At 67.4% G+C, this 14,250-nt stretch carries 13 protein-coding genes; 5 read left to right on the forward strand and 8 right to left on the reverse strand.

Features of this window, described 5'->3' with window-relative positions; translation table 11 throughout:
• Positions 1-198: 198 nt before the first annotated feature.
• On the forward strand, positions 199-2,001 hold the full coding sequence (gene lepA, locus JL100_RS08115; RefSeq protein ID WP_202682548.1) for a translation elongation factor 4: 1,803 nt from the start codon (positions 199-201) through the stop codon (positions 1,999-2,001).
• 150 nt (positions 2,002-2,151) lie between these two features.
• Here the strand turns inward: lepA and JL100_RS08120 are convergent, their stop codons facing one another.
• From JL100_RS08120 to JL100_RS08145, 6 genes are all read right to left on the reverse strand, one after another.
• Complete coding sequence (locus tag JL100_RS08120; protein ID WP_202682547.1) at positions 2,152-3,132, reverse strand: quinone oxidoreductase family protein; 981 nt, start codon at positions 3,130-3,132, stop codon at positions 2,152-2,154.
• A 33-nt stretch (positions 3,133-3,165) separates the two neighbouring features.
• On the reverse strand, positions 3,166-3,585 hold the full coding sequence (locus JL100_RS08125) for an RES family NAD+ phosphorylase (RefSeq protein ID WP_202682546.1): 420 nt from the start codon (positions 3,583-3,585) through the stop codon (positions 3,166-3,168).
• Positions 3,585-4,016, reverse strand: a complete 432-nt coding sequence (parS, locus tag JL100_RS08130) for a type II RES/Xre toxin-antitoxin system antitoxin (protein WP_202682545.1) — start codon at positions 4,014-4,016, stop codon at positions 3,585-3,587. Before parS ends, JL100_RS08125 begins: the two co-directional genes overlap by 1 nt.
• Positions 4,017-4,098: 82 nt before the next feature.
• Positions 4,099-4,293 carry a hypothetical protein gene (locus JL100_RS08135; RefSeq protein ID WP_202682544.1) on the reverse strand — a complete coding sequence of 65 codons (195 nt, stop codon included), beginning with the start codon at positions 4,291-4,293 and terminating at the stop codon, positions 4,099-4,101.
• A gap of 114 nt (positions 4,294-4,407) precedes the next feature.
• A complete protein-coding gene (locus tag JL100_RS08140; protein WP_202682543.1) occupies positions 4,408-5,748 on the reverse strand; it encodes a hypothetical protein in 1,341 nt (446 codons plus the stop codon).
• A gap of 113 nt (positions 5,749-5,861) precedes the next feature.
• Positions 5,862-6,773, reverse strand: a complete 912-nt coding sequence (locus JL100_RS08145) for an SDR family oxidoreductase (RefSeq protein ID WP_202682542.1) — start codon at positions 6,771-6,773, stop codon at positions 5,862-5,864.
• Positions 6,774-6,823: 50 nt separating this feature from the next.
• Between JL100_RS08145 and JL100_RS08150 the strand changes: the two genes are divergently transcribed.
• Positions 6,824-7,651, forward strand: coding sequence for a tetratricopeptide repeat protein (locus JL100_RS08150; protein WP_202682541.1), 828 nt, complete (start codon positions 6,824-6,826; stop codon positions 7,649-7,651).
• 200 nt (positions 7,652-7,851) lie between these two features.
• Here the strand turns inward: JL100_RS08150 and JL100_RS08155 are convergent, their stop codons facing one another.
• Together JL100_RS08155 and JL100_RS08160 are read right to left on the reverse strand one after the other, a co-directional pair.
• The gene (locus JL100_RS08155; protein ID WP_202682540.1) at positions 7,852-8,922 is read right to left on the reverse strand and encodes an NAD-dependent epimerase/dehydratase family protein; all 1,071 of its coding nucleotides are present in this window, start codon (positions 8,920-8,922) and stop codon (positions 7,852-7,854) included.
• A gap of 49 nt (positions 8,923-8,971) precedes the next feature.
• Complete coding sequence (locus JL100_RS08160; RefSeq protein WP_202682539.1) at positions 8,972-10,186, reverse strand: glycosyltransferase; 1,215 nt, start codon at positions 10,184-10,186, stop codon at positions 8,972-8,974.
• A gap of 147 nt (positions 10,187-10,333) precedes the next feature.
• Between JL100_RS08160 and JL100_RS08165 the strand changes: the two genes are divergently transcribed.
• The 3 genes from JL100_RS08165 to zapE all read left to right on the forward strand — a co-directional run bounded on the left by JL100_RS08165 (position 10,334) and on the right by zapE (position 14,113).
• The gene (locus JL100_RS08165; RefSeq protein WP_202682538.1) at positions 10,334-11,395 is read left to right on the forward strand and encodes an NAD-dependent epimerase/dehydratase family protein; all 1,062 of its coding nucleotides are present in this window, start codon (positions 10,334-10,336) and stop codon (positions 11,393-11,395) included.
• A 107-nt stretch (positions 11,396-11,502) separates the two neighbouring features.
• Positions 11,503-12,849, forward strand: a complete 1,347-nt coding sequence (locus JL100_RS08170) for a B12-binding domain-containing radical SAM protein (RefSeq protein ID WP_202682537.1) — start codon at positions 11,503-11,505, stop codon at positions 12,847-12,849.
• A gap of 124 nt (positions 12,850-12,973) precedes the next feature.
• Entirely contained in the window at positions 12,974-14,113 is a 1,140-nt protein-coding gene (zapE, locus tag JL100_RS08175; RefSeq protein WP_202682536.1) for a cell division protein ZapE, read from the forward strand.
• Positions 14,114-14,250 lie beyond the last annotated feature (137 nt).

Below are 14,250 nucleotides of genomic sequence, written 5' to 3' on the forward strand. Positions count from 1 at the left end.
GGGACGCGATACGGAAGGGAGGCCGGGCCGCGAGCCGCCTCCGCGTGCCGGTCACGTGGTTAACACCTGATAACATGGTTAACACAGCGGGGGCCTGGACAGAATTGCCCGTCGCCACGACGATCGACATGTCTCCGTTGCGCGGACCGTGCCACGGCCCTATGGTGCTGCCCTGATCTTCAGGTTTTTGGCGCAGGCATGTCCGAGCTCAAGCATATCCGTAACTTCGCCATCATCGCCCATATCGATCACGGCAAATCCACCCTGGCAGACCGGATGATCCAGATGTGCGGCGGCCTGGACTCGCGGGAGATGCGCGAGCAGGTGCTGGACAGCATGGACATCGAGCGGGAGCGCGGAATCACCATCAAGGCGCAGACCGTGCGCCTGCTCTATACCGCCAAGGACGGCGAGCAGTACCAGCTGAACCTGATGGACACCCCCGGCCACGTCGACTTCGCCTACGAGGTCAGCCGGTCGCTGGCGGCCTGCGAGGGGTCGATCCTGGTGGTGGACGCCAGCCAGGGCGTCGAGGCGCAGACGCTCGCCAACGTCTATCAGGCGATCGACAACAACCACGAGATCATCCCCGTCCTGAACAAGATCGACCTTCCCGCCGCCGAGCCGGACCGGGTGAAGGAGCAGATCGAGGACGTGATCGGCCTGGACGCGTCCGACGCCGTGATGATTTCCGCCAAGACCGGCCTCGGCATTCCCGACGTGCTGGAGGCGATCGTCCAGCGGCTGCCGCCGCCGAAGGGCGAACCCGACGGCCCGGTCAAGGCGCTGCTGGTCGACAGCTGGTACGACCCGTACTTGGGCGTCGTCATCCTGGTGCGCGTGGTGGACGGCCAGCTCAAGGTCGGCATGAAGATGCGCATGATGGCGAGCGGCGCCGCGCGCGAGATCGACCGCGTCGGCGTCTTCACGCCCAAGGCGCTGCTGACCGGCGTGCTGAATCCCGGCGAGATGGGCTTCATCACCGCCGGCATGAAGGACATCACCGAGACCAAGGTCGGCGACACCATCACCGACGACCGCCGGCCCGCGACCGAGATGCTGGCCGGCTTCAAGCCGTCCGTGCCGGTGGTGTTCTGCGGCCTGTTCCCGACCGATGCCGCCCAGTTCGAGCACCTGCGCGACAGCCTGGGCAAGCTGGCGCTGAACGACGCGAGCTTCCATTTCGAGGCGGAGACCTCGGCGGCGCTGGGCTTCGGCTTCCGCTGCGGCTTCCTGGGCCTGCTGCACCTGGAGATCATCCAGGAGCGGCTGGAGCGCGAGTTCGACCTGGACCTGATCACCACGGCGCCGTCGGTGGTCTACAAGATCCACATGAACGACGGCAGCGTCCTGGACCTGCACAATCCGGCCGACATGCCCGACCCGGTGCGGATCACCAAGATCGAGGAACCCTGGATCAAGGCGACCATCATGCTGCCGGACGAGTATCTGGGCAGCGTGCTCCAGCTCTGCACCGACCGGCGCGGCGAGCAGATCGAGCTGACCTATGCCGGCAGCCGCGCCATGATGGTCTACCGCCTGCCGCTGAACGAGGTCGTGTTCGACTTCTACGACCGGCTGAAGAGCATCAGCCGCGGCTACGCCAGCTTCGATTACCAGTGGGACCAGTACCGCGAGGGCGATCTGGTCAAGCTGTCGATCATGGTCAACGCCGAGCCGGTGGATGCCCTCAGCACCATCGTCCACCGGGCGGCGGCCGAGAAGCGCGGGCGCGCGCTGTGCGAACGTCTGAAGGAGCTGATTCCCCGGCAGATGTTCAAGATCGCGGTCCAGGCCGCCATCGGCAGCCGGGTCATCGCGCGCGAGACCATCAGCGCGATGCGCAAGGACGTCCTTGCCAAGTGCTACGGCGGCGACATCAGCCGCAAGCGCAAGCTGCTGGACAAGCAGAAGGAAGGCAAGAAGCGGATGCGCCAGTTCGGCCAGGTGGAGATCCCGCAGAGCGCCTTCATCGCCGCGCTCAAGATGAACGACGGCTGATACGGTTTCCGGATGATCAGCATGATCATCCGGAAACCGAAAACCCGACAGATCAATGCCATAGGCATTGATTGAATGGGTCATACCGAAATCGTTTCAACGGTTTCGGTATGAGAGACCGCCCCCGGCTGGACCGGGGGCGTTTTTCGATCAGGGCAGGAGCAGGATCGCGCCCGTGGTGGCGCGGGACTCCGCGGCCTTGTGCGCCTCCGCCGCCTCGGCGAGAGCGAAGCGGTGGCCGATCTCCACCTTGACCATCCCGGCGGCGATCGCTTCGAACAGGTCGGCCGCATTGGCCCGGAAGGTCGCCGGGTCGGCATTGTGCGGAAAGACCGACGGCCGGGTCAGGAACAGGTTCCCCTTCTTGTTCAGAAGCTCCGGCTCGATCGCGGGGGCGGGGCCGGAGGCCGCGCCATAGACCACGACCAGCCCGAACGGAGCGGCGCAGTCGAGCGACTTGAGGAAAGTGTCGCGGCCCACCGAGTCATAGACGACCCGGGCCTTGCGCCCGCCGGTCTCCCCCAGCAGCCTTTCCGGCCAGTCCGGATTCGTATAGTCCAACGCCACGTCACAGCCGGCGGCCCGCGCGACCGCGCATTTCTCCGGCGAGCCGGCCGTGCCGACCACATATGCTCCCAGCGCCTTGGCCCAGCGGGTCAGGATCTGCCCGACGCCGCCCGCCGCGGCATGGACCAGCACCAGGTCGCCGGCCTGCACGGCGTGGGTCTTCTTCAGCAAGTACTGGGCGGTCAGGCCCTTGAACAGTAGGGATGCCGCCTGCTCGTCGGTGACTTCGTCGGGAATCCTCACCAGTTTCGCAGCCGGAACGTTCCGGATGTCGGCATAGGCGCCCAGCCCGGCGTTCATGTAGGCGACCCGGTCGCCCACCTGGAGGTCTGCGACCTCCGGCCCGACCGCCTCGACCACGCCGGCGGCCTCGTGGCCCAGGCCGGTCGGCAGCGGGAGGGGGTAGACGCCCTTGCGCTGGTACACGTCGATATAGTTGAAGCCGACCGCGGTCTGCCGGACCTGAGCCTCGCCGGGGCCCGGCGGCGGCAGATCGGCTGTTTCGAGGCGCATCGCGTCGGGCGATCCGAACTCCGTGATGCGGATCATGCGGGCGGTGGTCATGGGATGCTCCGTGGTTCCGTGGGTGTCCGCCGGTCAGGCGAAGGGGCGCCAGGGCCTCTGGCAGGCGATGCGGGCGTGGCGCGCATCGCGGTGGCGCGGGTTGATCAGGATATTGTGGCTTTCCGGCAGGATGGCCGAGGGGACGCGGAGCAGGGCGGAGCGCCCTTCCGACAGCCACCGGTCGCCGAAGGCCCGGCAGGCCTCGCGATCGTCCAGGTGCGGCGCGTCCTCGAATCCGAGATAGTTGGTGTCGATGCCCAGCAGGACGTAGTCGTCCGGCACCAGGGAGAAATCCAGGTCCAGGTTAGCGCGCAGTTCGAGCGCCGCGAGCGCCGCATCCATGGCGGCATAGACCACCGGTGTCCGCGGCGACGTCCACCGTCCGCCGAGAAGCTCGGCGCCGGCGCCGGACAGGTCGGCGAAGGGCAGGCGGGTCAGGCGCCAGACTCGCATCAGGCGGCCAGACCGTGGGCGATGCGGCCGAGCAGGTGTTCGACCAGCCGCGCCCCCTCCTCGGTATCGAGAAGATCCAGGGGCGCCTCGTCCTCCAGGGCCTTGGACGGCCGGCGCAACCAGGTCAGCGCCTTCTCCCGGGAGCGGAAGGTCTCCGTCGCGTCCGCTATGATCCGGGCGATCCGGATCACCCGGCCGGACTGCTCGGGGGTCAGGCACTTCTTGCGCCGCCGTTCGGCCAGGGCCTTGGGCGATGCGACGATGCGATCCACCTCGGCCTGGCTGATCACCTGCTGCTCAAGCAGGTGGTCGATCACGTCCACCGGCAGGCCGTCGCGAACCAGACGCGCGATGTCCAGGTCACTTGCAAGCGTGCGGCCAGTGGTCTTTTCACCCCCCACGAGGGCGATCACCTGAGCGGCGCTGATCATACCTCAACCTTTCGGCCGACAGCCATGTGGCGCGGCGGCCCGAAAGCTTAAGGTGAAAATCCGAACCCATCAAGGGGAGGCGTCATGCCGACGCGGGAACCACGCGGAAGTAGGTGCGGTCGGCGGTGCCGGCGCTGCCGAGCCTGGACTGCAGGTCCTTGGCGACGATCTCTCCGGCGACCTGGCTGGGCAATTCAAGGATCCTGTGGTCCATGGTGCCGTGCCCGCCGGACGTTCCGAGTATCAGGAAGACGGGTCGTGACGTTTCTTTTTGCATGGCATTTCCTCCTTACTGAGAATCCAGCTTAATGCATGTTCGTGACGTTTTGAATTTTACCGATCGGTTTAATGCCGTGCGGCATTCTGCCGCTAAAGAGATTACGAATTAGTTTTAATGTGTACAGCGTTCCGCCAGCAGATCATTCCAATCATACCGGACCATGTTCGCCGGCACCTCGGCCGGCGGGCCGATGCGGGGACCGCCCAGATAGGTCGCCCCGGCGGCAGCTGCGGCCCGGGCCTGCCCGATGGACCGGATGCCGACGATGGCCACGCGCGTGCCCGTCTGCTCGAGCGCGCGGCAGGTCCGGTCGAAATTGCCGGAGAACCCGGGACAGGAGCCTCCGGAAAGATCGAAGCTGACGCCGTGCACCCCGCATTCCCGGGCATGGACGATGCCGTGGGCCTGCGGATCGGCCGCCAGCAGGATCGAGCGGCAGAAGGGGCGCAGCATGCCGGCGAGATCGAGCAGCCGGGTCCGCGAGATGTCGCCGGGCACGCCGTACATCTCCAGTACCAGGAAGCGCCGTATCATCGCGTCGGTGCCGTTCAGCAGGTCCAGGATGCCGGTCCGGGTACGGCTGCTGCTGAGGCTTTCGAAATGCACCGGCGCATTGACGAAGACGCTGAACCGGTTGGCCAGCAGGTCGTCCAGGTCGGCGAGCGCATGCCCCAGGGTCATGCGGTCCAGCTCGGCGAAGCGCTGGGCCCCGCCGTCGCCGCCGAGCACCGCGTAGCCTTCCGCCGGCGGACCCGCGGCCGACTGCGCTACCGGCATGCAGCACCATGTCGACAGCACGTTATGGCGCCTGTCCAGCACCGGGCGGTACTGCCAGTCGAGGTGCGTGGCGCGGCCGGGGCGGTTCAGCCCGAGCGAGGGGTTCGGCTGCACGGCGAGCGGGCCGAGGCCGGTGGCCATGTCACCCAGGATATCCTGAACCGCCCGCTCCTCGAACACGACGCTGCCGTCCACCCGCCCGACCGCCGACCGGATCACGATCCCGTCGAGATCCTCGTCCCCGAGGAAATGCCCGTAGAGGGACTGGGCGATGGCGACCGACTTCAGCCGGGCCGCCTCCGGGCCGAGATGCGCGAAGGCGATCAGGTAGTCGAGCGCGCCGTAGCGGCAGAACACGTCGTCCGGTGCCAGGTGCTGGGAAATCACCTTCGATGCCAGGAGATGGATGCTGTCCTGGAGCCGGGGCCACCGGTCGCCCAGCCGCGCCCGGATCGGTTCGAGGCCGATCAGGTGGATCCGGCCGGCGGTCGCCTTGGGATTGCCCTCCAGCAGGCGCGCCAGTTCCGCCGCGAAGTCCGCAGGAGAGGCGCAGTCCGCCGGAGCCGTCGATGCGGCGGGCGCGGCCGGGGCAGGGCGAGGGGCCCGGTGCTCTTCCTCCGCCAGGAGGCTGTAGAGACCAGTGGTTATCCTGCCGATGATTTCGCTCGCGGCCATGTCGCGGCCTCCCGGATCTGCATGGCCATCCGGTCGGATGCCCATGGACTCCATCTGCGGCATCACGACGCGGATTGTTAGTATGCTTCCGTATGGAGGCGGAACGCTTGCGGTCAGTCCGCCGTATGTCCCTCCTGCCGCAGCTGGTCGCGCAGCGCCGGGCGGTAGTCCGGGTATTTCAGCGTGACGCCCAGCTCGTCCTTGATCCGGTCGTTGCGCACCTTCTTGTTGTCCGCATAGAAGCTGGCCGCCATGGGGGACAGCTCGGCCTGGTCGAACGGCACCAGCGGCGGCGGCTCGACGCCCAGCAGCTCGCAGGCGAAGGCCGTGACCTCGTGCCCGGGGGCCGGATTGTCGTCGCACAGGTTATAGGCGGTACCGGGGTTGGGCCGGTCGATCGAGGCGCGCAGCGTCCGCGCGATATCGTCCACATGGATCCGGCTGAAGACCTGCCCCGGCTTGTCGATCCGGCGCGCCGTCCCGTTGCGCACGCTGTCGATGACGCTGCGGCCGGGACCGTAGATGCCGGCCAGGCGGAACAGGTGGACCGGCACCCCGTGGTCGCGCCACAGCCGGAGCCAGGACTGCTCGGCCGCGGCCCGCTGCTTCTGGCGACGGCCGGTCGGCTGGAGCGGCGTGGACTCGTCCACCCAGGCGCCGTCGTGGTCGCCGTAGACGCCTGTCGTGGACAGGTAGCCGACCCAGCGCAGTCCCGGCATCAGCGCCGCGATATCGGCCGCGTGGTGGTCGAGCACCGGGTCGCCGTCGGCATCGGGCGGCACGGCGGTCAGAAGATGGGTCGTTCCGGCGAGCGCCGCGGCGGGATCGTCCAGCGGCCGGCCGCGGTCGAACAGGTGCGTCTCGATGCCGTGCGCCGAATGGGCTGCCGTCTTGTCCGGACTGCGCGTCGTGCCGGCGATCCGCCAGCCTTCGGGCCCATGCTCGCGCCGTATGAGGTCGATGAAGGCCAGCGGGCTGAAACCCAGACCGAAGCAGAAGAGTCGGGGCGTTTGCGGTTGCTGCATGATGGTTGGCCTTGCGCTCGGAAACTCCAGGCCCGAACTTAAGGGCCACCATGACCAGATACAATGATCCCCCGAACCGCCCCGCCATCCGCCGCCTTCCGGCGCTGGCCGTGCTCGCGATCCTGGCGGCGGGTCCCGCCGCCGCTGCCGACCGCCAGGCCGTCGAGCATGCCCGCGAGGCGACCGCCTGCATGCAGCTGGCCGAGAAGAGGCCGGACGCGGCTTTCGACAGCGCCCTGACCTGGGAGGACCGCGGCGGCGGCGACATGGCGCGCCTGTGCCAGGCGATGGCGCTGTTCCACCAGGGTCAGTTCCAGGCCGCGGCGACGCGGCTGGAGGATCTCGTGCCGACCCTCGGCAAGGACACGCCCGAAGGAGCGTCGAGCCTGCTGGCCCGCGCCGGCTGGGCCTGGCTCCGGGCGGGGGACACGGCCAAGGCGGAAAGATCCTACACCCAGGCACTCGGCTACAGCCCGCGCGACCCCGAGCTGATGATCGACCGGGCCTTCGCCCGGGCCGAAGCCCAGCGCTACTGGGAAGCGATCGAGGACCTGAACCGGGCGATCGACCTGGCGCCGCGGCGCGCCGATGCCTATCTCTACCGCGCCGGGGCCTATCGGGCGTTGGGCAACGACAGCAAGGCCCTGGACGATGTCGGCATAGCCCTCCAGCTCGAACCATCCAATCCGGAAGCGCTGCTGCTGCGCGGCAATCTGCGCGCCGTGACCGGCAATGCGGACGGCGCCAGGTCCGACTGGACCACGGTCATGCGGATCGATCCCGACACCACCAGCGCCCGTGCCGCCGAGGACAACCTGAAGCGGCTCCGCGACAGTCAGGCGGCCCCGCCGGCCGCCGGCGCGCCGTCCGCGCGGTAGGGGGCGCGCCAGGGGCTCGGCACAGTGTTTTTGATCGATTTATCGTAGGTCGGCCCCGGCCGAAGGCCGACGCCGACAGCGTGGCCGGAGCGTCGACGCAGGGTGTCGGCGTTCGCCCTGTCGGGCGAAGGCCGACCTACGCAACTCCCCTACGCCGAACGTCATCAAAAACACTGTACAGGACCACCAGGGGGCGGGGCCTATGTGGCCGGAGCCTGCTCCCGGCAGCCCTCGAAGATGTCCTCCATGATCCGGCGCAGGTCGTAGCGCTGGCTCCAGCCGGGATAGTCGCGCCGGAACGCGCGGATGTCGCTGATCCACCAGATATGGTCGCCGATCCGGTTGTCGTCGCGGTAGGTGATGTCCATCGGCCGCCCGGTCAGCTCCTCGCAGATCGCTATGGCTTCCAGCATGGAGCAGTTGGAGTGGCGGCCGCCGCCCATGTTGTAGACGGCACCGGGGCGCGGCGCCTCGAACACGTGCCAGAACGCCGAGACCAGGTCGTGCGAGTGGATGTTGTCGCGCACCTGCTTGCCCTTGTAGCCGAACACGCTGTAGGGCTTGCCGGCGACCGCGCATTTCATCAGGTACGACAGGAAACCGTGGAGCTCAGCCCCGGAATGGCCGGGTCCGGTCAGGCAGCCGCCGCGGAAGACCGCCGTGCGCATCCCGAAATAGCGGCCGTATTCCTGCACCAGCACGTCGGCCGCGACCTTGGAGGCGCCGAACAGGCTGTGAAGGGTATGGTCGATGCTCATGGTTTCCGGGATGCCGTGTTCGGCCCAGGGATGGTCCGGCGACAGTTCCCAGCGGGTTTCCAGCTCGACCAGCGGCAGCGCGTTGGGCGTGTCGCCATAGACCTTGTTGGTGCTGGTGAAGATGAAGACGGCGTCGCCGCAGAACTTCCGCGTCGCCTCCAGCAGGTTCAGGGTGCCGTTGGCGTTGGTGGTGAAGTCGGTCACCGGCTCGCGGGCCGCCCAGTCGTGGGACGGCTGGGCCGCGGTGTGGACCACCGCCGCGATGTCCGCGCCGTACTGCTCGAAGATCGCCTCGATCGCTGCGGCGTCCCGGATGTCGACGGCATGGTGGCGGTAGGCCGGGATGTCGCGGGCCAGCCGCTCCAGGCTCCACCGCGTGCTCGCCCCGTCGCCGAAGAAATAGCGCCGCATGTCGTTGTCGATGCCGACGACATCCAGTCCCTTGGCGTGGAAGTAGCGGGTCGCTTCCGCGCCGATCAGGCCGGCCGACCCGGTCACGATGACGATCGCCATGGCCGCGTTCCTTCTGAGGGGTTTATGCCGAAAGTTATGGGGTGGCCGGTTAAGCGCCGGTTAGCGTCCGCTCGGCGTCGCGGCGGCGCCGGTCCTCCCGGACGCCGTCCAGCAGGCCGACCAGCCTGTCGCCCATCGCGCCGAGATGGTAGCCGTCGAGAACGGCCGCGTAGGCTCGTTCCGTCATGGCGCGGCGCAGGTCGCCGTCCAGGATCAGGGTCCCCATCCGCCGCATGTAGCCGGGGAGGTCGGACGCCAGCATGCCGCTCTCGCCGTCGCGGAGGATATGCGCCGCCTCGCCGACGGGGGTGCCGAGCACGGCCACCTTCATGGCCATGTATTCGAACATCTTGGTCGGGCTCTTGCAGTGGTTGAACGGGTTGTCGGCCAGGGGCAGCAGGCCGATGTCGCACCGGGCCAGCAGGGCGGGCGCCTCCGTCGGGGCGATGCGTTCCCGGAAGACCAAGTTCGGCAGGTCGCCCAGCCGGGCGGCCAGGGTGGCCTTGAACTCCGGCCAGAAATCGCCGAAGCCGATGATGGTCAGCCGGGCGAGATCGCGGATCGACGGCGGCAGCGCCGCGAAGGCGTCGACCGCCATGGTCACGTCGTCGACGATCTGCGGCCCCCAGATGTCGCCCAGCCAGATCAGTTCGACGGGATCGCCAGGCCCGCGCCCGGACCCTTCGCGCAGGCCGGCGTCGAACATCGACAGGTCCGTACCGGTCGGGACCAGTTCGCACCGCTCGTTGAACTGGCGGATGATCTCAACGAGCCGGCGGCTGGCGCAGACGCACAGGTCGGAGTTCTTGGCCATTTCCTTCGTTGCCGGGATCGGCCCGATGTTGGGCATGAGCCGCGTTATTCGAGGCAAGAAGGTCGAGTGGAAATCGAAATCGTCGTAGTCCAGGACGACCGGATTGCCGTTCGCGCCGGCGGCGAGCGCCACCGCGAGGCTGTGGTACGACACCTTCTGCATGTACAGGATTGCCGTCGGGTTCAGCATGAGGATGTCGGCCGCGAGGGCGACCAGCCGCAGCTTCTCCTGCTCGTCCATGCGATAGGCGGCGGAGCCCTGTCCCGACGCGCCGAGATGGTCGAAGAAGGACAGCACCTCGGCGTTCAGGCCGCGTTCCCGGCACGCCTTGGCGAAGGTGTAGGCGCGGATCCGGCTCGGCGCCAGGGTATAGCCGTCGGCCGCGACGAAGATGACGTCGGCTCGGTGGAATGCCTTGATCTGCGCCTGGGAGAAGCTGACTTCCTGCACGTCGGGCCATCCGCGGTCGGTCTATGACGATGGCCCTAGCTTTCGGGTAATCAGTTAAGATGACATTAGCTGAATTGCCTATTTCCGGCTTGACCTGAACGCGCAGTTGCGGCTTCCTGGGCCGGTCGAATTACCTCCGGTGGAGAGATGCGTATTCTGGTGACGGGTGGGGCCGGGTTCGTGGGGTCGAACCTCGCTTCCTTCTTCAAGCGGGACATGCCCGATGCCGATGTCGTGGCGCTCGACAATCTGCGCCGCCGCGGCAGCGAGCTGGCGCTTCCCCGGCTGAGGGCGGCCGGGGTCGAGTTCAGGCACGGCGACGTCCGCAATCCCGAGGATCTGGCCGAGGCCGGCGATTTCGACCTGATGCTGGAATGCTCGGCCGAGCCGTCGGTCCATGCGGGCTACGGCGCTTCGCCGGCCTATGTCGTCAACACGAACCTGGTGGGCACGGTCAACTGCCTGGAGGCGGTGCGCCGGTGCGGGGCCGCGCTGGTCTTCCTGTCCACCAGCAGGGTCTATCCGATCGCCGGGCTCCGGGGCCTGCCGCTTCAGGCGGTCGGCAAGCGGCTCGCGCCGGTCGCCGGGGCGGCGGGACCGGGCTGGTCGGAAGCCGGCATAACCACCGCCTTCCCGATGGCCGGCAGCCGGTCGATCTACGGAGCGACCAAGCTGGCGTCCGAGCTCCTGATCGAGGAGTACGGGGCGATGTACGGGCTGCGCGCGGTGGTCGACCGGTGCGGCGTGCTGACGGGTCCGTGGCAGATGGGCAAGGTGGACCAGGGCTTCATGGTGCTGTGGGCGGCCCGGCACCTGTTCGGCGGGGAGCTGGCCTACATGGGCTTCGGCGGGACCGGTGCGCAGGTGCGGGATATCCTGCACGTCGCCGACCTGTACGACCTGATCCGGCTGCAGGTGGACCGGATCGGCGAGCATGCCGGGCGGACCTACAATGTCGGGGGCGGGGCGGGGACGAGCGTTTCGCTGGCGGAACTGACGGACCTGTGCGTGCGCCGCTGCCAGCGCGTCGTCGAGATCGGCCGCGATCCGGAAACCCGCGCGGCCGACATCCCCTACTACGTCACGGACAATGCCGAGGTGACCGCCGCGACCGGCTGGAAGCCGACCCGCGGGGTGGAGGCGATCGTCGACGATATCTTCGGCTGGCTGGAGGCCCACAGCGCCGAGGTCCAGCCCATCCTGCGCTGAACCCGCTTGCAGCGCATTCGAGGCGTATTTAACCTTTCGTTATTCGTTACCTCCTACTTTTGGTCGATCCGGCATAGCGACCCATTGCCGCAGGAGGAGAAGCCCCCATGAAGGTCCTTTTCAGCAATCCGCCCTGGTGGCTGGAGCAGGTCACGGTCAGCCAGAACGGGACTTCCCGCGACATGTGCCTCGCGGGCATCCGCGCCGGGTCGCGCTGGCCGCACACGATCCACACCTATTCGACGCCGGACAATTTCGTCTTCGGCGGCTACCTGCCGTATCCGTTCTTCATGGGCTACGCCTCCACCTATGCCGCGCGGGCGACCGGGGCGGAGGTGGCGATGCGGGACAGCCTGGCGCTCCGCGAGAGCTATGCCAGCTATTTCAACCATCTGCGCGAAGCCGGCTACCGCTACATCTTCATCGAATCGGCCTCGCCGAGCTGGGACCATGACGGCCAGATCATCTTCGCGATCAAGAAGGTGGTGCCGGAGGCCCGGATCGTCGTGACCGGCCCGATCTCCTCCAAGGGCAAGGAGATCATGGAGAATTTCCCGGTCCATGCGGTGATCAAGGGCGAGTACGAGAAGGGATCGGTGAGGGTCCTCGAAGGGGAGGAGGGCGTGATCGAGCACGACCTGCTGACCCTGGAGGAGATGAACAACGCCCCGTTCCCCTATTACGACGAGGTGATCGCCCACCGCTACTGGGACGACAACCCGCGCGGCCAGACGGCGCCCCACGCCCAGGTCTGGTCGAGCCGGGGCTGCCCCTTCAAGTGCATCTTCTGCGTCTGGCCGGCCACCATGACCGGCAACGATCCGGACGGTACCGCCAAGCGCACGGTGCGCCACTATTCGCCCGACTACATGGAGGCCTTCCTGTCCGAGCTGGTCGGCAAGTACGGCTACAGCTCGATCTATTTCGACGACGACACCTTCAACATCGGCAACGCCCACGTGCTGAAGATGTCGGAGGTCATGACAAGGATCGGCCTGCCCTGGTCGGCCATGTGCCGGGCCGACACCTCGCGTATGGAAAGCTGGAAGGTGATGCGGGATTCCGGCTGCTACGGGGTCAAGCTGGGTTTCGAATCCGGCAACCAGTGGGTCGTGGACAATATCGTCAACAAGCACCTGGACCTGGAATACGCGACCAAGGTGGTCCACGAGATCAAGCGGCTGGGCATGACCTGCCACGGCACCTTCACCTACGGCCTGCCGGGCGAGACCAAGGAGCAGATGCTGGACACCAAGCGGTTCCTCGCCTCGCTGCCGCTCGACACCTGGCAGGAGTCCGGCTGCGCCGCGATCGAGGGCACGCCCCTGTCCAACCTGGAGGAGGAGAAGGTCCAGAAGGTCTTCCCCGGCGCCGTCGCCGACGACAACTACGTGGTCGAGGCGGACGGCGCCAAGAAATGGCGCGAGCTGGCGTACAGTCTGGCGAACTCCTGAGCCGGGCGGGAAGGGACGCGGAAAAGCCGGGAATGGGGCCAGCGACCTCGAGTCGCTTTCGCCGGGCGATCGTTTCCGCTAGGTATGCGCGTCCCTTCCGGTTTCCAGGCCCTCGTCATCCGCCATGCCAAACGGCCCTCTCTCGCTCTACCGCTCCCGCCGGGGTACCGGCACCCTGAAGGCCGATGCCGCGCAGGAATACGCGGCCCAGAGGCTCCAGTCGCTGTACCAGGGCCTGAAGGACTACAAGCCCGCCATGGGCAAGGTCGGCTGGCGCGCTCGGTTCGGGCTGACGCGCCGGCCCGACCCGGCTCCGCAGGGGCTTTACATTTACGGCGACGTCGGCCGCGGCAAGTCCATGCTGATGGATCTGTTCTTCGAGACGGCGCCGGTGGAGCGGAAGCGCCGGGTCCATTTCCACGCCTTCATGATCGAGGTGCACGACCGCATGCACCGGCAGCGCCAGGCCTCGAAGGAGGAGGGCGGCTCCAACGGCAAGAGCGTGGACGAGACGATCCCCGACTTGGCGAAGGCGCTCGCCGACGAGGCGTGGCTGCTGTGCTTCGACGAGTTCCACGTCACCGACATCGCCGACGCCATGATCCTGGGGCGGCTGTTCACGGCGCTGTTCGACCTGGGCGTCGTGGTCGTGGCGACGTCGAACTGGCCGCCGGACGACCTCTACAAGGACGGGCTCCAGCGCGACCTGTTCCTGCCGTTCATCCGGCTTCTCAAGGAGAAGGTGGACATCGTCGAGCTCACGGGCCCGACCGACTACCGGCGGGACCGGTTCAAGGGCGCCAAGGTCTATTACTGCCCCCAGGGCCCGGCGACCGACCGGGCGCTGGCGGAGCTGTTCGACAGCCTGACCGAGGGCGCCGTCGCGGCCCATTGCAGCCTGACCACCCAGGGACGCAAGGTGGATGTCCCGAAGGCGGCCAAGGGCATCGCCTTCTTCAGCTTCCACGAGCTGTGCGCCCGGCCGCTCGGGTCGGCCGATTATCTCGCGATCGCGACCCATTTCCACACCGTCATCATCGACCGGGTGCCGAAAATGAAGGAGGCGCAGCGGAACGAGGCCAAGCGCTTCATGACGCTGATCGACGCCCTGTACGAGCACAAGGTCAAGACCATCATCGCCGCCGCCGGCCCGCCGGAAAGCCTGTACGGCGAGGGCACCCACGCCTTCGAGTTCCAGCGCACCGTCAGCCGCCTGATGGAGATGCAGGCGGAGGATTACCTGGCGCTGGACCACCTGACCTGATTGTTTCGGACTCCAATGGGCGGGTATCGTGTCCTTGTCTTACGAGGCAAGACCAGCACGGCCCGGATGCCCTGGAAACTTCGCAACCGCCGGCCTGACGGCGTCGATGTTGCCGACGTTCGGCATCGGCAAGGATC

Origin of the sequence: Skermanella mucosa (assembly GCF_016765655.2) — a bacterium.
Lineage (GTDB): Bacteria > Pseudomonadota > Alphaproteobacteria > Azospirillales > Azospirillaceae > Skermanella > Skermanella mucosa.

What these genes read in the sequence shown, in the direction of transcription:
- JL100_RS08135 (WP_202682544.1), bottom strand. Translation starts at nt 4,293, where the DNA reads ATGCAAAAAGAAACGTCACGACCCGTCTTCCTGATACTCGGAACGTCC.
- JL100_RS08125 (WP_202682546.1), bottom strand. Translation starts at nt 3,585, where the DNA reads ATGCGAGTCTGGCGCCTGACCCGCCTGCCCTTCGCCGACCTGTCCGGC.
- lepA (WP_202682548.1), top strand. Translation starts at nt 199, where the DNA reads ATGTCCGAGCTCAAGCATATCCGTAACTTCGCCATCATCGCCCATATC.
- JL100_RS08145 (WP_202682542.1), bottom strand. Translation starts at nt 6,773, where the DNA reads ATGCAGCAACCGCAAACGCCCCGACTCTTCTGCTTCGGTCTGGGTTTC.
- JL100_RS08155 (WP_202682540.1), bottom strand. Translation starts at nt 8,922, where the DNA reads ATGGCGATCGTCATCGTGACCGGGTCGGCCGGCCTGATCGGCGCGGAA.
- JL100_RS08140 (WP_202682543.1), bottom strand. Translation starts at nt 5,748, where the DNA reads ATGGCCGCGAGCGAAATCATCGGCAGGATAACCACTGGTCTCTACAGC.
- JL100_RS08120 (WP_202682547.1), bottom strand. Translation starts at nt 3,132, where the DNA reads ATGACCACCGCCCGCATGATCCGCATCACGGAGTTCGGATCGCCCGAC.
- zapE (WP_202682536.1), top strand. Translation starts at nt 12,974, where the DNA reads ATGCCAAACGGCCCTCTCTCGCTCTACCGCTCCCGCCGGGGTACCGGC.
- JL100_RS08150 (WP_202682541.1), top strand. Translation starts at nt 6,824, where the DNA reads ATGACCAGATACAATGATCCCCCGAACCGCCCCGCCATCCGCCGCCTT.
- JL100_RS08165 (WP_202682538.1), top strand. Translation starts at nt 10,334, where the DNA reads ATGCGTATTCTGGTGACGGGTGGGGCCGGGTTCGTGGGGTCGAACCTC.
- JL100_RS08170 (WP_202682537.1), top strand. Translation starts at nt 11,503, where the DNA reads ATGAAGGTCCTTTTCAGCAATCCGCCCTGGTGGCTGGAGCAGGTCACG.
- parS (WP_202682545.1), bottom strand. Translation starts at nt 4,016, where the DNA reads ATGATCAGCGCCGCTCAGGTGATCGCCCTCGTGGGGGGTGAAAAGACC.